18 protein-coding genes are annotated in these 19,886 nt (G+C 59.4%); 15 read left to right on the forward strand and 3 right to left on the reverse strand.

Going from position 1 to position 19,886, the window contains the following annotated elements; genetic code table 11:
- Window positions 1-168: 168 nt before the first annotated feature.
- The 12 genes from ABIE13_RS14180 (at window position 169) to ABIE13_RS14235 (ending at window position 12,335) form a co-directional block, all read left to right on the forward strand.
- Window positions 169-1,230, forward strand: a complete 1,062-nt coding sequence (locus ABIE13_RS14180; RefSeq protein WP_354444710.1) for a pilus assembly protein PilM — start codon at window positions 169-171, stop codon at window positions 1,228-1,230.
- Window positions 1,227-1,832, forward strand: coding sequence for a PilN domain-containing protein (locus ABIE13_RS14185; protein ID WP_354444471.1), 606 nt, complete (start codon window positions 1,227-1,229; stop codon window positions 1,830-1,832). The genes ABIE13_RS14180 and ABIE13_RS14185 overlap by 4 nt, the downstream gene beginning before the upstream one ends.
- Window positions 1,833-1,864: 32 nt before the next feature.
- Window positions 1,865-2,530, forward strand: coding sequence for a type 4a pilus biogenesis protein PilO (locus tag ABIE13_RS14190; protein ID WP_354444473.1), 666 nt, complete (start codon window positions 1,865-1,867; stop codon window positions 2,528-2,530).
- Window positions 2,530-3,075, forward strand: a complete 546-nt coding sequence (locus ABIE13_RS14195) for a pilus assembly protein PilP (RefSeq protein ID WP_354444475.1) — start codon at window positions 2,530-2,532, stop codon at window positions 3,073-3,075. Before ABIE13_RS14190 ends, ABIE13_RS14195 begins: the two co-directional genes overlap by 1 nt.
- Window positions 3,072-5,264: a type IV pilus secretin PilQ gene (pilQ, locus tag ABIE13_RS14200; RefSeq protein ID WP_354444477.1), complete on the forward strand. Its 2,193-nt coding sequence runs from the start codon at window positions 3,072-3,074 to the stop codon at window positions 5,262-5,264. Before ABIE13_RS14195 ends, pilQ begins: the two co-directional genes overlap by 4 nt.
- A 26-nt stretch (window positions 5,265-5,290) precedes the next feature.
- Window positions 5,291-6,673 (forward strand): hypothetical protein, encoded by a 1,383-nt coding sequence (locus tag ABIE13_RS14205; protein WP_354444479.1) that lies wholly within the window; start codon window positions 5,291-5,293, stop codon window positions 6,671-6,673.
- Window positions 6,670-7,197 carry a shikimate kinase gene (locus ABIE13_RS14210; RefSeq protein WP_354444481.1) on the forward strand — a complete coding sequence of 176 codons (528 nt, stop codon included), beginning with the start codon at window positions 6,670-6,672 and terminating at the stop codon, window positions 7,195-7,197. The genes ABIE13_RS14205 and ABIE13_RS14210 overlap by 4 nt, the downstream gene beginning before the upstream one ends.
- Window positions 7,198-7,303: 106 nt before the next feature.
- Window positions 7,304-8,416, forward strand: a complete 1,113-nt coding sequence (gene aroB / locus ABIE13_RS14215) for a 3-dehydroquinate synthase (protein ID WP_354444483.1) — start codon at window positions 7,304-7,306, stop codon at window positions 8,414-8,416.
- Window positions 8,416-9,546 (forward strand): deoxyguanosinetriphosphate triphosphohydrolase, encoded by a 1,131-nt coding sequence (locus ABIE13_RS14220; RefSeq protein ID WP_354444485.1) that lies wholly within the window; start codon window positions 8,416-8,418, stop codon window positions 9,544-9,546. Before aroB ends, ABIE13_RS14220 begins: the two co-directional genes overlap by 1 nt.
- The gene (locus ABIE13_RS14225; protein WP_354444487.1) at window positions 9,543-10,772 is read left to right on the forward strand and encodes an MFS transporter; all 1,230 of its coding nucleotides are present in this window, start codon (window positions 9,543-9,545) and stop codon (window positions 10,770-10,772) included. Before ABIE13_RS14220 ends, ABIE13_RS14225 begins: the two co-directional genes overlap by 4 nt.
- Window positions 10,773-10,836: 64 nt before the next feature.
- Window positions 10,837-11,412 carry a DUF1415 domain-containing protein gene (locus ABIE13_RS14230; RefSeq protein WP_354444489.1) on the forward strand — a complete coding sequence of 192 codons (576 nt, stop codon included), beginning with the start codon at window positions 10,837-10,839 and terminating at the stop codon, window positions 11,410-11,412.
- Complete coding sequence (locus tag ABIE13_RS14235; RefSeq protein ID WP_354444491.1) at window positions 11,409-12,335, forward strand: class I SAM-dependent methyltransferase; 927 nt, start codon at window positions 11,409-11,411, stop codon at window positions 12,333-12,335. The genes ABIE13_RS14230 and ABIE13_RS14235 overlap by 4 nt, the downstream gene beginning before the upstream one ends.
- 52 nt (window positions 12,336-12,387) lie before the next feature.
- Here ABIE13_RS14235 and ABIE13_RS14240 read toward each other — a convergent pair whose 3' ends face one another.
- Window positions 12,388-12,774 carry a BON domain-containing protein gene (locus tag ABIE13_RS14240; protein ID WP_354444493.1) on the reverse strand — a complete coding sequence of 129 codons (387 nt, stop codon included), beginning with the start codon at window positions 12,772-12,774 and terminating at the stop codon, window positions 12,388-12,390.
- Window positions 12,775-13,003: 229 nt separating this feature from the next.
- On the opposite strand from ABIE13_RS14240, the gene ABIE13_RS14245 reads away from it, so the two are divergent.
- From ABIE13_RS14245 to ABIE13_RS14255, 3 genes are all read left to right on the forward strand, one after another.
- Window positions 13,004-13,702, forward strand: coding sequence for a fumarylacetoacetate hydrolase family protein (locus tag ABIE13_RS14245; protein WP_354444495.1), 699 nt, complete (start codon window positions 13,004-13,006; stop codon window positions 13,700-13,702).
- 192 nt (window positions 13,703-13,894) lie between these two features.
- Window positions 13,895-14,749: an archaetidylserine decarboxylase gene (asd, locus tag ABIE13_RS14250; protein ID WP_354444497.1), complete on the forward strand. Its 855-nt coding sequence runs from the start codon at window positions 13,895-13,897 to the stop codon at window positions 14,747-14,749.
- Between the two features lie 62 nt (window positions 14,750-14,811).
- A complete protein-coding gene (locus ABIE13_RS14255; RefSeq protein ID WP_354444499.1) occupies window positions 14,812-15,990 on the forward strand; it encodes an acyl-CoA dehydrogenase family protein in 1,179 nt (392 codons plus the stop codon).
- 92 nt (window positions 15,991-16,082) lie between these two features.
- Here the strand turns inward: ABIE13_RS14255 and ABIE13_RS14260 are convergent, their stop codons facing one another.
- Complete coding sequence (locus ABIE13_RS14260) at window positions 16,083-17,270, reverse strand: ABC transporter substrate-binding protein (protein WP_436278415.1); 1,188 nt, start codon at window positions 17,268-17,270, stop codon at window positions 16,083-16,085.
- Window positions 17,271-18,023: 753 nt separating this feature from the next.
- The gene (locus tag ABIE13_RS14265) at window positions 18,024-19,886 is read right to left on the reverse strand and encodes an AMP-dependent synthetase/ligase (RefSeq protein ID WP_354444501.1); all 1,863 of its coding nucleotides are present in this window, start codon (window positions 19,884-19,886) and stop codon (window positions 18,024-18,026) included.

A 19,886-nucleotide genomic window follows, 5' to 3' on the forward strand; every position in this document is an offset into this window, starting at 1 on the left:
AAGATAATGAATTGTTTTCATCGTTAGTTTTTGACAACGAATGCAACAGGATTCATCTCGTTTTTCCTTTACGCAGCAAAGATCTTGCTGCTAGCATTCAAGTGAAGTATTAAGGTTGCACAATTGTGCGGTCGAAAGTAACCAGGTGCCTTCTTGACTATTGCCTCGATGTTCAGCCGACGACCCGCTCCTATGATTGGCATAGACATCAGCCCGTCAAGTGCGAAGCTGGTGGAATTGAGCAATGATCGCTCCTCAACGCTCACTCTTGATCGCTGTGCGATTGAGCCTTTGGGGCGCGGCTGGATCAATGACGGCAATATCGAAAAGTTCGATGAGGTGGTTGATGCCCTGCGCAGGTTGGTCACGAAAAGTGGAACCAAAGCCAAGCAAGTGGCCATGGCCTTGCCAGCGTCAGTAGTTATCAGCAAAAGGATTATTTTACCAAGCGGGCTGAGTGAGCGCGAGATGGAGCTCCAAGTCGAATCCGAGGCCAACCAATATATCCCTTTCTCGCTGGATGAGGTAAGTCTGGATTTCTGCGTGGCAGGCCCAAGCGCCACTTCGGCTGGTGACATCGACGTCGTCATCGCAGCTTCTCGCAAGGAAAAGGTGGAAGACCGCCAGGGTCTGGCCGAATCCGCTGGCCTGACCCCCGTCGTGATCGACGTTGAATCCTATGCATCTCGCCTGGCGGCGGGCCGGATCATTGAGCGCCTGCCGGGTGGCGGCGAAGACGCCGTGATTGCGCTGTTTGAGGTCGGTGCCACCACCTCCACGCTGCAGGCCTTGCGCAACGATGAACTTCTCTATGAACGCGACCAGATATTCGGTGGCGCCCAGTTGACCCAAATGCTGGTGCGCCAGTACGGGTTCACGCTCGAGGAAGCCGAGGCCAAAAAGCGTGCCGGAGAGCTTCCGGACGATTTTGGAGCTGTGGTGCTGCGGCCCTACGTAGAGTCTCTGGCGCAGGAGATTGAGCGTGCCTTGAAGTTTTTCTTTACCAGCACGCCCCATCACAAAGTGGACTATGTGTTGCTCGCGGGCGGCACGGCAGGTCTTCTTGGCCTGACCGAAGCGGTTACCAAGCACACGACCTTTCCCTGCCATGTGGTCAATCCGTTCGAAGGCATGGAAATCGGGCGAGCAGTGCGTGAGAAGAAAATGCTGCGCGAAGCGCCTTCCTATCTGACGGCCTGCGGCCTGGCCATGCGGAGGTTTCTGCGGTGATTTTGATCAACCTGCTACCCCACCGGGAGATGGCGCGCCTGGCCGCGCGCAAGAGTTTCAATGCATCTCTTGTGGGCGCGGTCATGGGCGGTGCCTTGATCGCTGCGGCCATTTATCTCTGGTACCAAGGTGCCATTTCCGATCAACAGGATCGCAACGCCTTCCTCGAAAGGGAGATCAAGGTGCTTGACACCGAGATCAAGGAAATCGCGACCTTGCAGGAGGAAATTGCCGCCTTGAAAGCACGGCAACAGGCTGTGGAGGGCTTGCAGGCGGATCGCAATTTGCCCGTGCATCTGCTCAATGAAGCTGTTCGCCAGCTGCCGGAAGGCGTCTACCTTAAGAGTATCAAGCAGGTTAACCGCAATGTTGTGCTCGCGGGGGTGGCGCAATCCAATGAGCGTGTGTCTACCCTGTTGCGCAATCTGTCGCGCAACAGTGACTGGGTGACCAAGCCTGAGCTCGTCGAGATCGTTGCTGGCCGCATGGCCCTGTCGCCCCGGGAGCAGCGCATTGTCTACAACTTCGTGGTGCGCGTTCAATTGCAACAAGCCAGTGCTGCCCAGCCAGCGTCCACCCCGCGACCGGCGGTTCGACGCTGAGCGGCCGTCCCAGCGTGCAACTATCTCCAAACATGGATATTCAAGGTTCTCTGAAGGCGGTTGGCGACCAGTTTCGTGGTTTGGACACCCGCGACCCCTCCTCGTGGCCCGCAGTACCCCGTTACGCTTTGCTGCTGGCCGTGGCCGCAGTGGTGCTCACTGTGCTTTGGTTCCTCTGGTTGAAAGACTCTGATGAAGAGCTCGAGGCCACCCGGGCCCGCGAACAGACCCTGCGTGCGGACTACAAGACCAAGCTTCAGAAGGCCGTCAGCCTGGAAGAGCTGAAGAAGCAGCGTGTCCAGGTTCAGCAGTATGTGACCCTTCTTGAAAAGCAACTGCCTAGCAAGGCCGAGATGGATGCCCTGCTGTCCGACATCAACCAGGCCGGTATTGGGCGCAACCTGCAATTCGATCTCTTCAGACCGGGGCAGGTCTCCATCAAGGATTACTACGCGGAGTTGCCCATTGCGGTGAGGGTCACCGGGCGTTATCACGACCTGGGGGCATTCACGGCGGATGTTGCACACCTTTCCCGTATCGTGACGCTGAACAACATATCGGTAGGCCCCTCCAATGACAAGTCTGGCGCCCTGATGCTGGAGGCCACGGCCAAGACCTTCCGCTACCTGGATGCCAATGAAGTGGCAACTCAGCGCGCAGCGGCTGCGGCTGCGGCCAAAAAGGGAGGCCGGAGGTAATGGCTCGCCTGCACAGAATCATTTGGCCGCTGCTTGCGGCTCTTGCGCTGGTCGGCTGCACTTCAGAGGGTGAGGACGATCTGCGCCAGTGGATGGCTGAACAACGCCGCCTGACAGTGCCGCGCGTCGCGCCCATCAGTGAACCCAAGCAATATGTTCCGCTGGAATATACGGAACTCACCGCCACGGACCCCTACAGCAGCTTGCGGTTAACCCAGGCCCTCAAGCGCGATTCGGATTCACCCAACTCGAGCGCCGCATTACTCGCGCCGGAACTCAACAGGCGCAAGGAGCCGCTTGAGGGCCACCCGCTCGACATCATGACCATGGTGGGGAGCCTGGAGCGCAAGGGGCAGCGCGTTGCGCTGATCAAAGTGGACAACCTTCTCTATCAGATACGGGAAGGCAACTACCTTGGGCAGAACTATGGACGGGTGATGAAGATCGCAGAAAGCGAAGTCACCTTGCGTGAAATTGTGCAGGATGCGGCGGGAGAGTGGATTGAGCGAAGCGCCGCACTGCAGTTGCAGGAGAAAACAAGATGAGGAACTGGGTCTCTTTGGCGCGAGGTACCGTGCGCCGCCTGGCGCCGGGCTTGATCGCGCTTGTCGCGGCAAGTGGCGCGTGGGCGCAAGCCAGTATCGAATCTGTGACAGGATCGATACAGGCCGGCACGGAGGTCGTGCGCATAGAGCTTTCGCAGCCTCTGTCCGCTATTCCGCAAGGTTTCGTCATTCAGTCCCCTGCCCGTATTGCGCTGGATTTCCCCGGCGTAGTCAATGGCCTGGGCAAGAGCACGGTGCCGGTCAATCAAGGCAACGTACGCGCCGTCAACGTGGTGCAGGCGGGAGACCGCACGCGCGTTGTGCTGAACCTCAGCCGTGCAGCCAACTACCGGGCAGAAGTACAGGGCCGTGCGCTTCTGGTGATGCTTGATTCCGCCGTCGCTGCAGCACCTGTCAATGCGCCCGCGCCTATGTTCGCAGAAACGCGTGCTCAGTCAGATGTGCTTCCCCTGCGCGACATTGATTTCAGGCGAGGCGTGGAAAGTGCTGGCCGCGTCATCGTGGACTTGCCCAGCAATCAGGTCGGCGTTGATATTCGCCAGCAAGGACCCGCCCTGGTGGTCGAACTGCTGAAGACCAGCTTGCCGGAAGGCCTGCGCCGCCGTCTCGATGTCAGTGACTTTGGTACCCCCGTGCAGACCATCACGACCACGCAGTCTGGGGATAGGGTTCGCATGACGATAGAACCCAGAGGCGCCTGGGAACACAGTGCCTACCAAAGCGATTCTCAATTGGTGGTGGAGGTTCGGCAACAGAAGGTCAACCCTGACAAGCTGACGCAAGGCACGGGCTACGGGGGCGAAAAGCTGTCGCTCAACTTCCAGAACATTGAAGTTCGTTCTCTTCTGCAAGTAATTGCAGACTTCACAAACTTCAATATCGTCACTTCTGATTCGGTACAGGGCAGCTTGACCTTGCGCTTGAACGATGTGCCTTGGGACCAGGCGCTCGACATCATCTTGCAGGCCAAGGGCCTGGGCATGAAACGCAGTGGCAATGTCCTGCAGATTGCCCCCAAGGAAGAATTGGCCGCCAAGGAAAAAGCAGAGCTTGAGTCCTTGGCTGCGGTCCAAAACCTTGAACCCCTTCGGACGCAATCGTTTCAGCTCAACTACACCAAGGCGGTAGATATCGCCAGGCAACTGATGGGCTCCAGTCTGGGTGGCGCTGGTGGTATTGGCGGCGGCGTGGGCGCCACGGCCGCTTCTCGTATCCTGAGCCCGCGCGGCAGCGTGATCGCAGAGCCCCGTACCAACCAGATTTTCGTCTCTGATATTCCCGCCAAGCTCACGCAGATCCAGGAGATGATTTCCAAGCTGGATATCGCCGTGCGGCAGGTGCTGATTGAAGCCAGGATCGTGGAAGCATCGGACACGTTCGGGCGTTCGCTGGGCGTCAAACTGGGCGGGGCGGACCTGCGGGGCGTGAATGGCGGGGACGCAGGCTACGGGCTGGGTGGTGGCAACCGCTTTGCCTTGGGCGGTTCCTACAATGCCGTGATTGGCAGCACAGTGCCCGGCCAGTCTTCACTGATTACCTACCCAACCGGTGGTAACGTCACGGGCAGCACCAACTTCATGAACCTTCCGGCGCAAGGCTTCAATGGCTACAACGCACCCAGCCTCGCGCTTTCACTCTTCAACTCCGCGGCGGGCCGCTTCTTGAACCTGGAAATTTCTGCCATGGAAGCAGACGGCAAGGGCAAGATTGTCTCCAGCCCCAGGGTGGTGACGGCCGACCAAACCAAGGCCACCATCGAACAAGGTACTGAGTTTGCCTACCAGCAGGCCACTTCAAGCGGCGCTACAGCGGTAGCCTTCCGCAAGGCCGTACTCAGCCTGGAAGTCACCCCTCAAATCACGCCCGAAGGCAATGTGATTCTCGATCTGATCGTCAACAACGACAGTCCGGGCGCCGTAGTGGCCAATGCCATGTCCATCAACACCAAGAAGGTTCAGACCCAGGTGCTGGTTGAAAATGGCGGAACTGTGGTGATCGGCGGCATCTTTACGCTGACGGAGACCGAGTCCGTGAACAAGGTCCCTGTTTTAGGCGATATTCCAGTGTTCGGAAATCTTTTCAAGAACCGGGCCAAAACGGCTGACAAGCAGGAAATGCTGGTCTTCATTACCCCCAAAATCATCACTGATCGTAGCGCCATGCGCTGAGAGCCTAATTTAAGAGGTTGAGAAAAATGCGTAAATTCTTTTTGGGATTCCTGGTGTTGCTGACGCTTGCGGTGGCTTCCTGCGGCGGCGGCGGCGGCTATGACGGTAACCCTACCCCCACCAATGCCCTGAGAATGTCGCCTCTGCTGAGTAATGTCAGCCTGCCGGTTGGGTATGTGGCCGAAGTGGCGCAAATTTCCCAGGGCGTCGCGCCCTATCATGTGCTGTCATCTGATGCCTCGGTCGGCGTGGAAGATATCATCCCTGAAGACGGCGTGCTGCGCGTGGCGGGCCTCAAACCCGGCACCTCCACCGTCGTCGTGCAGGATTCGAGTGTCAGGCAGACCCAGATTTCGCTTACCGTCACGGTAAAAGTCAACCCATTGGCCACTTCGGTCGGGACGGCATTGACGCTCCGTGTGGGTGAACCACGCACCTTCGCGATCAGTGGCGGTGTGGGGCCTTATACGGTGATCAGCAACGACAATTCCATTGCTGAGGTGTCTGGTCAAAACAACTCGGTGATCACTGTCACTGGCAAGACCAAAGGGACAGTGCCGGTGCTGATCACTGACAGCACTGGAGCCACCTTGACGGTCACGCTGACAGTGGCGGTGGACGATTTCAAGGTCAATCCAGCCAGTCCGACAGGGCAGGTGGGTTCTGAGATGACGTTGGCGATCGTCGGTGGCGTAGCGCCGTACACGGCGGTTTCGTCCACGCCTTCAGTGGTCACGGTGCAGGTCAACGGTGATGCTGCGCGTGTCGCGTTCAAGAGCGAAGGCATGAGTACCCTCACTTTCAGGGATTCGTCGGGCCTGAGCATCCCGGTCACAGCCACCTCGACGCTGACCGTGCCGCCCCTGGTCATCAGCCCAAGTTCGGGTTCGGCTCAAGCAGGCACCAGGCTCACCTTCACGGTGGTGAGCGGCGCTGGTCCCTACACAGTTGTCTCGTCCAACCCGTCGGTGGCTTCTGCAAGCGTCAGCGGCTCAACCGTCAGTGTCTCCCTGCTGACCGCCGGCAACAGCACCATCACGGTCATGGACTCGAGAGGCCAGTTTGCCCCAATAACGGTCACTTCAACGCCTGTTCCTCCGCCGCCCGCCGAGTTCACGGCTACCCCGTCGAACCAGACCGTAGCCTCCGAAGAGTTGACGCCTGTGACCTATCAGATTACTGGCGGCGTGGGTCCGTTTGTGGCTTTGGTGAATGCAAGCGATCTAGCGATTGCCAGCGCATCGGTGTCAGGCACCACCCTTAGCGTAAGAGTAGGTTCTAGCGGCACCCGTTGTGTGGCGAGCCAGCGAAATGTGCAGGTGATGGTGACAGACACGGGTACCGGCAACATGATCACAGTTACCCAAACCATTGCGGCCAAGCTGCCGAGCGGCAGCATCTGCCCTTGACGGCACACGTCGCCCTCGTGGGCATGCCCGGCTGTGGAAAATCCACGGTCGGGCGCCAATTGGCCAAGCGATTGCAGGTGCCCTTCGTCGATGTCGATTCCGTGATCGAAGCGCGCATCGGCGGGACGATCCGAGCCTTCTTCGAAGCAGAAGGCGAGGCGGCTTTTCGAGACCTGGAAGCGCAGGCGGTAGACGACCTCACAAAGCAGGCGCCCAGCGTGATCGCGACCGGGGGCGGCGCGGTGCTGAGGCCTGCCAACCGTGAGCACCTGAAATCTCGCGGTACAGTGATTTATCTTCGTACGTCCCCTGAACAACTGGCCAGGCGGCTACGCAACGACAGCAAGCGCCCACTGCTGCAAGTGGCTGATCCCCTCAAACGCCTGCAAACCCTGTATGCAGAGCGTGACCCGCTCTATAGGGAGACCGCTCATTTTGTGGTGGAAGCTCGTGGCCCTTCCGTCGCCATGCTGGTCAACCGTATCATGATGCAGATCGAAATGGCTGGAGGCGCCACGTCCTAGGCATGTCGACAGGGCTTAAGTTCTCTCTGGGGTGGCCCGTTCACGGCAGCACGCGGACAGCCCATTTGAAAACAGGTTTGGGTCGCAAGCACTACACTGACGCCCCATGCAAGGAATTTCATTCGCGCAGCAGGTCTCGATTGACCTTGGCGAGCGCAGCTATCCCATTTTGATTGGCTCCGGGCTGCTGGACGACCCAGCGGTCTATGAGGGTGCCAAGCCAGGCACGCAGGCACTCATCGTGACCAATACCGTCGTGGCGCCGCTCTATGCGGAGCGCCTGGCCGGTGTGCTGGCACGGCGACACTCGGCGGTGCGTACGCTGGCGCTTCCTGATGGTGAGCAGTTCAAAACCTGGGAAACGCTCAACCTGGTGTTTGATGCGCTGCTTTCCAGCAGCGCAGATCGCAAGACCACGCTTTACGCACTGGGCGGGGGTGTCGTGGGCGACATGACGGGTTTTGCGGCAGCTTGCTACATGCGTGGGGTGCCCTTCGTTCAGGTGCCGACCACCTTGCTGGCGCAAGTCGACTCCTCAGTCGGTGGTAAAACCGCCGTCAACCATCCACTGGGCAAGAACATGATTGGGGCTTTCTACCAGCCTCAGCGCGTGGTGTGCGACCTGGACGTTCTCAAGACTCTGCCGCCGAGAGAGCTGTCTGCAGGCCTTGCCGAGGTCATCAAATACGGTCCGATCGCTGACATGGGCTTGCTCGACTGGCTGGAAACCAACATGGAGGCGCTGCGCGCCTGCGAAATCAGCGCGCTGGCCCATGCGGTCAAAAGAAGCTGCCAGATCAAGGCTGACGTGGTGGGGGCAGATGAGCGTGAGTCGGGATTGCGGGCCATATTGAATTTTGGCCATACCTTTGGGCACGCCATCGAAGCAGGCATGGGCTATGGGGCCTGGCTCCACGGGGAGGGCGTAGGCGCCGGGATGGTGATGGCGGCCGAGTTGTCGCGCGAGCTGGGCCTCGTGGACGCTGCGTTCGTGCAGCGTCTGAAAGCCTTGATCCATCGCGCGGGCCTGCCTACCCGGGGGGCTATCCTCGATGAAAACGACAATGCAGGGCGCTACCTGCAATTGATGCGCGTGGACAAGAAGGCTGAAAGCGGTGAAATCCGCTTCGTGGTCATCGATGGTCCGGGCAGAGCGGCGGTACGCGGGGCACCTGATGCTCTGGTGCGTGCCGTGATCGACCGCTGCTGCGCAGCCTGATGGCAGAGCGCGTGATCGCCTCCGACCCCGCGCAATCCCGAGGCCGCCGCTATCCCCAGGCAGCGGCTCCCACGCGCACGGAGTACCAGCGTGACCGTGACCGCATTGTTCATTCCACTGCGTTCCGTCGCCTGGTCTACAAGACCCAGGTGTTCTTGAACCACGAGGGTGATCTGTTTCGCACGCGGCTCACGCATTCGCTGGAGGTTGCGCAGTTGGGGCGCTCGGTTGCCCGCTCACTTCTTCTGAACGAAGATCTGGTGGAAACGATTGCGCTCGCCCATGACCTGGGGCACACGCCGTTTGGCCACGCGGGCCAGGACGCGCTCAATGAATGCATGGCAGACCACGGCGGCTTTGAGCACAATATGCAGAGCCTTCGCGTGGTCGATCAATTGGAAGAGCGCTATCCGGCGCATGATGGCCTGAATCTCACCTTTGAAACGCGTGAGGGCATTCTCAAGCACTGTTCCCCGGTCAACGCGCGGAAACTGGAAGAGACCGAGCCCGGTGGGGTGGGCCGCCGCTTTCTTGATGGCACTCAGCCCAGCCTGGAAGCCCAGCTGTGCAATCTGGCCGATGAAATTGCCTACAACGCCCATGACATTGACGATGGCGTGCGCTCCGGCCTTCTGACTTTGGGGCAGATGGCCAGCGTCCCGCTGTTTGCGCTGCATCTGGCTGACACGCGTCGCGAACACCCTGATCTACAAGGGCGGCGAGTGCTGTATGAGTCCATCCGCCGAATGCTGAGCGCTCAGGTCTACGATGTGATCGCAGCCACCCAGGCAGCGATCGACAAGGCGCAGCCTCATAGCGCTGACGAGGCGCGCCTGGCGGGCCCGCTGGTATGTTTCAGTGATGAGATGCGCGCGCAATCTGCGGCTCTCAAACGGTTTCTTTTCGCCAATCTGTATCGACATCCTCAAGTGGTGGAGACCACCACGCAGGCTAAACAGGTGGTGCGTGAATTGTTTTCGGCCTATGAGTCGCGACCCGGTGAAATGGGGGCAGAGTTTTCGCAGCGCCCAGATCATGAGCGTGCCGTGGCCGACTACATTGCGGGTATGACCGACCGATTCGCTCTGCGGGAGCACGAGCGCATGACTGGACGAAAGCTGCTGGCGTGATTCGCACTGCCACGCAAGGGCCAGCGAGCGCGGGCTTGCACCCCGCATGGATCATTGTTCTGGCCGGAGTCAGCGCGGCCTTGCATGTAGGTAAATTGCCTCCGGCGCTGCCGGTGTTGCAGCAGGATCTGGGCATTACGCTCGTCCAGGCTGGCTTTCTGCTTTCTCTGGTGCAACTGGCTTCCATGATGCTGGGCATAGGCGCTGGTTTGGCGGCCGACAGCATAGGCTTGCGTCGCAGTGTACTGATCGGTTTGTGGATATTGTTCTGTGCGGGTGTGGCGGGAGGCTTCGCGCACGACGCGGTCACCCTGCTGCTGCTTCGCGCAGTCGAAGGCGTGGGCTTTTTGATGACCACGGTGCCCGCACCGAGTCTGATTCGCCGTGTCGTTGAGCGAGGTAGCCTGACCAAGATGCTGAGCGTCTGGAGCGCTTTCATGCCATTCGGAACGGCCATGGCGTTCCTGCTGGGCCCGCTGGTACTGCATGGGGTGGGCTGGCATGGATGGTGGTGGCTGACGGCCGGGCTCTCGGGGGCCATGGCCCTGTGGGTTCAGGCCCGGGTGCCGGCAGACGGGCGTCCATCCAAGCCCGGCTCCGGCGGCCTTGGTTTGGCCTGGCCTGCTCGGCTAATGGAAACACTGCGCTCGCCGGGCCCCTGGCTCATTGCCCTGACATTTGCCTCCTACGCATGCCAGTGGTTGGGGGTAATCGGGTTCCTGCCTTCGTTTTACGCGCAGTCCGGCTGGACCGGCGCACTGGGTGCGGCCTTGTCTGCTTTGGTGGCGGCGGTCAATATGTTAGGAAACGTGGCTGCGGGAAGGCTGCTGCACCGTGGTGTACCCGCGGTTTACCTCCTGTGGGCGGGTTTTGGCGCCATGGCTGTAGGTACCGTGCTGGCCTTTTCCGTGGTGACGGAGGGGACACCAGTGGTACGCTACCTGGGTGCTTTGCTGTTTTCGTCCGTGGGGGGACTGATTCCGGGTACGCTGTTTGGCCTGGTGGCTCCCATGGCACCTAACGAGCGATCCATTTCCACCACGGTGGGCTGGATGATGCAATGGTCGGCTGCCGGTCAGCTCGCAGGGCCACCTGCAGTGGCGTGGCTGGCCAGCCGCGTTGGCGGTTGGCAAATGACGTGGGTGGCTACCAGCGGCTGTTGTGTGCTGGGCGCCGTGCTGGCTGCTCTGATTGCCCGCCGCTTGTCGGCGCCCGCCAAGGCATGAAAACGGTTGAGTGATCCCGTTCATGGGGAGCTACCCGCTCAGAACTGAAGTTTCCAGGTTAATCATGAATTCTGAAGAAATCGCCATCGCTGACACCCGCCGCTGGCTTGAGCGCGCAGTCATTGGGCTTAACCTCTGCCCGTTTGCAAAGGGACCGCATGTCAAGGGACAGATTCACTTTGCCGTGTGCAGTAGTGGCGGCGGCCCCGCGCTGCTGACTGCACTGGAGGACGAGCTTGTAGCTCTCGTTGAAGCTGATCCTTCCGAGCGCGAAACCGTGTTGCTGGTGGCGCCCGGTAGCTTCGACGATTTCCTGGACTTCAATGATTTTCTGGGCGAAGCTGAAGAGGTGCTGGCCAGGCTCGATCTGGAAGGGGTGATTCAGATCGCTCCGTTTCACCCGCGCTTTCAGTTTGCGGGAACGGATGAAGACGACATCACCAACGCCACCAACCGTTCGCCGTATCCCACCTTGCACCTGTTGAGAGAAGAAAGCATTGACCGCGCGGTGGAGGCCTTTCCAGATGCCGAGGCCATATTTGAAGCCAACATGGATGTACTTGAAAAACTTGGTGCGCAAGGCTGGCAAGCCCTCGATGTGGGAGCGCGCCTCAGCCGCGAAGGAGAGGGCCAATCATGAAACAGACAGAGAAAATTCCGCGCATGAGAACAGGCCAAGCCAGCAACGCAGACAAGAACGCTCGAGGCAAGGACAGGCAACATGCTGCTAAGCTCACGCCACCGCCGGAGCTGAGGCCGGGGCAGTCGGTTGCGCTCTTGCAGGAGCTGCATATCCTCACGCGGGAGGGCAAGCTCAACCAGGATTCCCGCCGAAAGCTCAAGCAGGTAGATCACCTGTTTCAGTTCATCGAGAAGTTGCTGGTTGACCTGAAGCCGCATGGCGACGAACTCACGCTGGCCGATCATGGGGCGGGAAAATCCTATCTGGGTTTCATCATCTATGACCTGCACTTCAAGGCGAGGGGAAGCGGCAGCATTTACGGTATTGAAACCAGATCAGAATTGGTCGAGCGTTCTCGCCAGCTGGCCGAGCGTCTGAGTTTCGATCGGATGCATTTCCTGGCCATGTCTGCGGCGGCGTCGACCAACGACACGCAAATACCGGAAGCCATAGACGTGGTCACAGCGCTGCATGCATGTGACACGGCCACGGATGAAGCCATAGCTTTCGGCCTGGCCAAACGGGCGCAGGCCATGGTGCTTGTGCCTTGCTGCCAGGCGGAAGTGGCGGCTTGCCTGCGGCAATCCAAGGCCTTGCAATTTGCCAGAACTCCGTTAGCCGAACTCTGGCGCCATCCCTTGCACACGCGTGAGATGGGTAGCCAACTCACCAATGTGTTGCGCTGCCTCTACCTGGAGTCCCAGGGCTATCAAGTCACCGTCACAGAGTTGGTAGGCTGGGAGCACAGCATGAAGAATGAACTGATCATCGCTCGCTGGACCGGACACAAGAAACGCGCTGCGGCCGAGCGCTTGCGGGCATTGCTTGCCGAATTCGGTCTTGAGGAGTTGCTCAAGACCAGGTTTGTCCTTCAGCCGTGATTCTTGAGCGCCAAACTGGCCCGCGGTCCAGCGGACTACTTACACACTCGTTCTAGTTCACCGTCATGGTGTTGACTGCGCGGCGAACGCCGGGCACGCTGCGCGCAATCAGCAGTGCCAGGTCACGTCCCGCCGCACCGTTGGCCGGAGTGCCGCCAATGGCGACCACGCCATCACCTTCGGACTTCACGGTCAGGCCCTGTGCGCCAACGCGAGGGTCGGCTCGCAGAGCTGACATCACGCGTCTTTCCAGCTCCTGCTCGTAAGCCATGCGCGAGGCTTCCTGGTTCGACATGGGGCCACTCTGCGGGGCGCGCCCGTACCCACCACCATAGTCGCGGTAATCACCGCCGACTGCGCAGCCCGCCAGCACGACGCCTGCAACCAGAGAGCAGGCAAGCAGTCCTGCGCGGCGGGTGAATGAATTGTTCGGGACCATACATACTCCTTATTGGAAAACCAATGCTGAGAATCCATGATAACGGCAGAGAACGGCGGATGCAGTTGCTACAAAGCGTGTTGGAGCCTGGAGCGCTGCTGCGTCTTGGGATTAACATCCTGAATGCTCCTGGCGCCAGAAATGGAGAATTGAAATTTTCCAAAAAGGGAGGCAGTGCAGGGCAGAGCGAGATCTGAACTGAGTTGAACTGAGAAAAAAAGGAATCAGCATGAGTAACTATGTTTTCACACCTCTTCCTCAAGCTGCCGTACCGGTGCGGGGTGGAAGCCAGCAGTATGCTGTCAGCCGCATTTTTTGCGTGGGACGCAACTATGCTGCTCATGCGCGCGAGATGGGTTTCGACCCTGATCGCGAGCCGCCGTTCTATTTCAACAAGACACCGATTGATCTGGTCTCCACGGGCAGCACCATTGCCTACCCGCTGGGAACGCAGAACTATCACTACGAGATGGAACTGGTCATCGCCATTGGCAAGCCAGCTTTTCGCGTAACACCTGAACAGGCGCAAGATTGCGTCTGGGGCTACGCGTGCGGGCTGGACATGACGCGCCGCGACCTGCAGATCAAATCTCGTGAAATGGGGCGCCCCTGGGATTTCGGCAAGGATTTCGAGAACGCCGCGGTCATCAGCCCGCTGGTGCCTGCCAGCGAAATTGGCCACCTCTCCAGCGGAAACATTCAGCTTTCGGTCAATGGCGTGATCAAGCAGAACGCCGACCTGAAAGATCTCATTTGGAGTGTGCCGGAAGTCGTGGCCAATCTCTCTGAGTACTACCACCTTCAACCTGGCGATCTGATCTATACCGGCACACCGGAAGGCGTGGGACCCGTGAAGCCGGGTGACCAGATCACCGGAAAGATTGATGGCCTGGGCGACATCGCGCTGACCATCGGTCAGCCTGAGTAACCGAGACAATGACCCCCACGCGCTGATTGGCCCTGAGGATGGATACGCGAAGGCAGCCTTGGCCGTAGTGATCTACGGCCAAGGCTGCCGACAAAGTAGACGCCGCAGGGCGAGCCAGCGCGTGGGGGGGTTAATTGATGACACGCCCTAGAATAAGGCGCCTTTTTTTATTCGCCGCTCGCGGCCCATTCCGTGCCAAACGATAAGTCCAGCCGCCTCGCAGTTCTGCCCCAATACTTGTTCCCCAAGCGTTCCCTGACGCAATTCGCGGGGCTGGTTGCGGGTGCGCGCATGGGCAATATCAGCCATGAAATCATCCGCCGTTTCATCAAGCGCTATGACGTCAATATGGCCGAGGCGCTGGATTCAAGAATCGAGAGCTATGCGAACTTCAACGAATTCTTCACTCGTGCGCTGCGCCCTGGTGTGAGGCCCCTGGCGGACGCGGACTATGTCTGTCCGGTCGATGGGGCCATCAGCCAGTTCGGTGCCATGGACAAAGACCAGATATTCCAGGCCAAGGGGCATCAATACAGTGCGAGCGCCCTGCTGGGCGGTGACGCGGCGCTGGCATCGGAATTCGAACACGGCCAGTTCGCCACGATTTACTTGAGCCCGCGTGACTATCACCGTATCCATATGCCTTGCGCCGGCACGCTGAAATCCATGGTGTATGTGCCCGGAGACCTCTTCTCGGTCAACCCCACGACGGCCAGAGGGGTGCCAGGGCTTTTCGCGCGCAATGAGCGGGTGGTGTGCCTGTTCGACACAGCACATGGCCCCTTCGTGCTGGTGCTGGTGGGTGCAACGATTGTCGGCAGCATGGCCACCGTCTGGCACGGTGTGGTCAACCCGCCCCGCTCTGGTGACATCCGCCGCTGGGACTACGCCGGGAAAAACGTGGTGCTACATCAGGGCGAGGAAATGGGGCGATTCCTGCTGGGGTCTACCGTTGTCATGCTGTGGCCTAAAGATACCCTGGAATTCAATCCTGATTGGGCTGCTGAGCGACCCGTTCGCCTGGGCGAGATGATGGGAACTACTTAGATTGCAAAAGTCGCCTTTCGGATAAGGTCTCACGTTCAACCAAAAATCCAAGGAGACAAGGTATGCAGCTGACCCACGAGCACGAGGAAGTACGCAAGACCCTCAAGCGCTACATTGATGAGCACATCAATCCGTTTGTAGATGAGTGGGAAGAAGCGGAGATATTTCCCGCTCACAAGGTGTTCAAAGGTCTGGGCGATTTAGGCCTGTTGGGCTTGACCAAGCCTGCTGAGTTCGGAGGTGCCGCTCTGGACTATTCATTCAGCATGGTGATGGCTGAGACCCTGGGCTACATCCGTTGTGGCGGCATTCCCATGGCGATTGGTGTGCACACGGATATGTGCACCCCTGCCTTGGCGCGCTTTGGCAGCGACGAGTTGAGGAGTCAATTCCTGGCCCCCGCCATTGCCGGCGACATGGTGGGCTGCGTGGGGGTGAGCGAGCCCGGCGCGGGCAGCGATGTCGCTGGCATTCGAAGCAAGGCGCGCAAGGACGGTGACGACTACATCATCAGTGGCCAGAAAATGTGGATCACCAACAGCTTGCAGGCCGACTGGATGTGCATGCTGGTCAATACCAGCGAAGGTTCAGCCCACAAGAACAAGTCCCTGATCATGGTGCCCATGAGAGACGGGCCAGGTGGGCGCATGACCAAGGGCATAGAAGTCGCCAAGAAGATCCGCAAGATAGGCATGAACTCCTCGGACACCGGTCTGATCTATTTTGACGAAGTGCGTGTGCCGCAGCGCTACCTGATTGGCCAGGAGGGCCAGGGCTTCATCTACCAGATGCAGCAGTTCCAGGAAGAGCGTCTTTGGGCCGCGGCCAACAGCCTGGTCACGCTGGACGAGTGCATCCGCGAAACCATTGAGTGGGCGCAGCAACGAAGCCTGTTCGGTGGCACGCTGATCGATCAGCAATGGGTTCAGTTCAAGCTGACCGAACTGCAGACAGAAGTCGAGGCCCTGCGGGCGCTCACTTGGCGAGCGGGAGATCTTTACGTGAGCGGGCAAGATGTTTTGCAACTTGCCAGCATGGCCAAGCTCAAGGCTGGCCGGCTCACGCGTGAGGTCGCTGACACCTGCCTCCAGTTCTGGGGCGGTATGGGCTTCACGTGGGAAAACCGCATATCGCGGCTTTACCGCGACGGCCGTCTGGCCTCCATTGGCGGCGGGGCGGACGAGGTCATGATGGGCATCATTGCCAAGACCATGGGCATGGTCAAGCGCCGTCCAGGCTGAAAACAAAAAAAGCTGTGGCCCAGTTCAGGGCCACAGCAGCTTTGCGGGGGGCATGACCACTTTCCAAGTGGCCGCGCCTTTCTGATCGAACCTTATTTCAGATAGTCTGACACGACCTTCCACTTGCCGTCCTGAATCTGCGACAAGCGAGCGGCATCGCTACCCAGGCGTTTCTTGGCAGTGAAGGTTTGTTCTGCCGAGCCAAACATGTCTGGCGGGAATGTCATGCTGTCCATGGCCTTGATGAAGGTGTCTGTCGTCAGCGTGGCTCCTGCCTTCTCGGCTCCGCGCGCGAACGAGTCGACGACCAGCCAGCCATAGACTGCAAAGACCGCTGGATCTTCATTGAACTTGGTCTTGAACTTGTTGGCCCAGAATCGGATCGGCTGCGAGGCTTCATCCAGGTAGGGGTTCTGCACGGTCATGGCAGCATAGACACCGTCCATGGCCTTGCCGCCCAGCTTGTGGATCAAGTCTGTGTAGGCGGCGCTGGAACCCAGGAAGGTGGGATTGAAGCCTGTTTTGCGCGACTCACCCACCGTGCCAATGGTTTCGCGGATGATGGTGCCGAGCACCACGAAGTCGCAACCACCTGCTTTCATGCGAGCCACCTGAGAAGAGAAGTCGGTTGACCCGCGTTTAAAGCTGGTTTTTTCACCGAGTTCGGCACCAATGGTCTTGAGACCTGCTTCAGCGCCCCGCAGCACTTCAAGACCGAATTCATCGTCCTGATAAATGACGCAGGCCTTCTTGGCATTTTTCTCCTTGAACAGCTTGGGCGCTGCCAAACGCATCTGATCGTAGTAGGTCGCGGCGAATGCGAATTTGAGTCGATTAAGCGGCTCATACATTTCGCGCGCGGCCGTGACAGGGAAGAAATTGATGACGTTCTTCTCGAACAGCACGGGGAAAGTGGCGACGTTATGAGCCGTGCCGATATGGCCGACCATGGCAAAGATCTTGTCCTGGTTCACCAGTTTCTGCGCAGCCAGCACGGCGCGTTTGGGATCGTACCCAGAGTCCTCCACCTTGAGGGAAATCTTGCGTCCCTTGATGCCCCCTTGCTCGTTGATCTCATCGACCCGCAGCATCATGCCCAGGCGCACCTGCTTGCCGAAGCCAGCGAGTGGTCCGGAGAGATCCTGAATAGAGCCCAGATTGATCTGGTCTTTGGTCACGCCCTGGGCTTGCTGGGCCAACGCGGGCGCGGTGACAATCAGCGCGCCGGCTAGTGCGGCGGCCATGGTGGCCAGTGTTGTGAATGCGGACTTCAATCGCATGGATGTCTCCTTTTGTAATGGCTATGACTCGAATCGAATTGTGTACACAGGCGGCATGATGTGACCGCAGTGATTACCCCTAGACGATTGGGGCTCCCCTTGATGAAATGGCTCCCCCCTGAGTCGCTCACGCGCCTTCCCCCCAGGGGGACGCAGCCAGCGACCGGGCGAAGCCCGCTCCGCGGCTACTCCCGAATGGCCTGCTCCGCGGCCTTTTGAATTTGGCTCCCTCTCCCCTAGCCGGGCGCCCCTAGCCGGGCGCCCACAAGCGGGAGAGGGAGTAACACCATCCCTTGCGACTGATAGTTTCAGGGCCGAGCGCAGCGATGGCCCGAGTGGGTGTCCCACCCCTTTGGCCGTGCCGAGGAGCGCAGGGCAAGGGGCGGGCAAGAGCACTGCAAGATGCTCTTGCTTCGTGAACTAGCTTGCGCCAGCTGTTTGAACGGAGAGAGCGAAGTGAACGAAGTGAGTTCTGGCGCACCGCCCCTTGCACGAGCACCGGAGGTTGCCCGGAGCGAAGCGCAGGGTCACGGACAGTGGGGCCGCCTTTTCTTGCGCCAGGTTCTTTTGGCGGAGCAAAAGAAGGTGGCTGCGCTGCCGGGCGCACTCCCCGGCCTCCGACCTCAATGCAAGAGCAGAAGGCAGTCAGTAACCACAGCGACTTAATCAACCGCCGCCCGCCCTCTCCCAAGAAAAGAGGGAGTAGATCAACAGACTCCCGCAGCCAGCTGCTCTGCCAGCAGCACCAACCCGTCACCCCCCCGAATACATCCCCTCAATCCTCTCCGCATACTTCACCTGCACCAACTTCCGCTTAAGCTTCATAGTCGGCGTCAGCTCCTCATCTTCAGCCGTCAGCTGCGTATCCAGCAAGAAAAACTTCTTGATCTGCTCAACCCGGGCGAACTTCTTGTTCAGCGCGTCAATGACCCCTTGAATCAACTCCTGAATCTCCGGCGCGCGCGTCAGGCTGGCGTAGTTGGAGAAAGGCACATCGTTGTCCTGCGCGTACTTCTCAACGTTCTCCTGGTCGATCATGATGATCACCGTCAGGTAGGGGCGCTGATCGCCAATCACGACGGCATCGGTGATGTACGGGCTGAACTTCAGCTCGTTCTCCAGCTCGCTTGGCGTGACGTTCTTGCCGCCAGCCGTGATGATGATGTCCTTCATGCGGTCTGTGATGCGAAAGAAACCATCGCCGTCCACAGTGCCGACGTCGCCCGTCCGCAACCAGCCATCCGCATCAAAAGCTTCTGCTGTTTTTTCGGGTTGGTTGAGGTAGCCCGCGAAGACATTGGGGCCGCGCACTTGAATTTCGTTCGTCTGAGGATCCAGCCGAACTTCGTTGAACTGCGCTGCAGGGCCAATGGAGCCTGGCTTGATCTGGCCAATGGGCATGCCGGTAGAGGCTCCGCAGGTCTCGGTCATGCCCCAAACTTCGAGCATGGGCACGCCAAGCGCCAGATACCACTTCACGAGGTCCGGCGAAATCGGTGCTGCGCCCGTAACCAGAAAACGTGCACGGTGGATGCCGATCAATTTGCGCACATTGTTCAGGGCCAGCCAGCGAGCTACCGTGAACTGCGCCTTCAGGCCGGCCGGAACTGGCTGGCCCGCAATGACCCGCTCGGCAATGCGGTGGCCGACACCAATGCCCCATCCGTAGATGGCCTGTTGCAAGCGAGTGCCCTCTTTGAGCGAGATCATCACGCCGGAATAGAACTTCTCCCAGACGCGCGGGACGGCAGTGAACACCGTGGGGGCGATCTCCCTGACGTTCTCCGGCACGGTGTCCGGGTTCTCAACAAAATTCAGTCTTGCGCCGGTATAGAGCGAGAAATACTCTCCGCCCATGCGCTCGGCGATGTGGCAGAGCGGTAGGAAGCACATGCATTCGTCTTGCGCTTCACGCGAGAGCAAGGTGTTGTAGCCGCGCACGGTGTAGACCAGACCGGCGTGGGTGTGCATGGCACCCTTGGGTTTTCCGGTGGTGCCCGAGGTATAGACCAATATGGCGAGGTCTTCAGGGCGACAGGCGTCCGAACGTGCGCGAACCGCTCCTTCATGCTGCGCGTTGTAGGCTCTGCCCGCTTCGCGCAGGGCATCGAGGCTCATCACGCCGGGGTCGCTCAGATCGCGCAGGCCTTTCATGTCGAAGACGATGATCTTGGACAGCAGCGGAAGACTCTCGCGAACTTCCAGAGCCTTGTCCAGTTGCTCATCGTCTTCAACGAACAGCACGCGCGTGCGGGAATCCTCGCACAGGTAGTGAACCTGAGACGGGGCATCCGTGGGGTAGATCCCGTTCGAGACGCCGCCACAACTCAGGACGGCCAGGTCCGCAATGACCCAGTCGATCACGGTGTTGGACAAGATGGATGCCGTCTCGCCAGGCATGAAGCCCAGGCTGATCAGCCCGCCAGCGACTTCGCGCACCGCTTCGCCGGCCTGCGTCCAGTCCCAGCTCTGCCAGACGCCCAGGACTTTCTGGCGCAACCAGGTCTGCGATCCCCGTTCTTCGACGGCGTTCCAGAACATGGCCGAGAGCGTTTCACCTGCGAGCACGCTTTCCGTGTTTGGTTGAATATGGTTTAGATCCCAGAGCTTGGACAT

It is taken from the genome of Ottowia thiooxydans (assembly GCF_040548795.1).
Classification (GTDB): Bacteria; Pseudomonadota; Gammaproteobacteria; order Burkholderiales; family Burkholderiaceae_C; genus Ottowia; species Ottowia thiooxydans_A.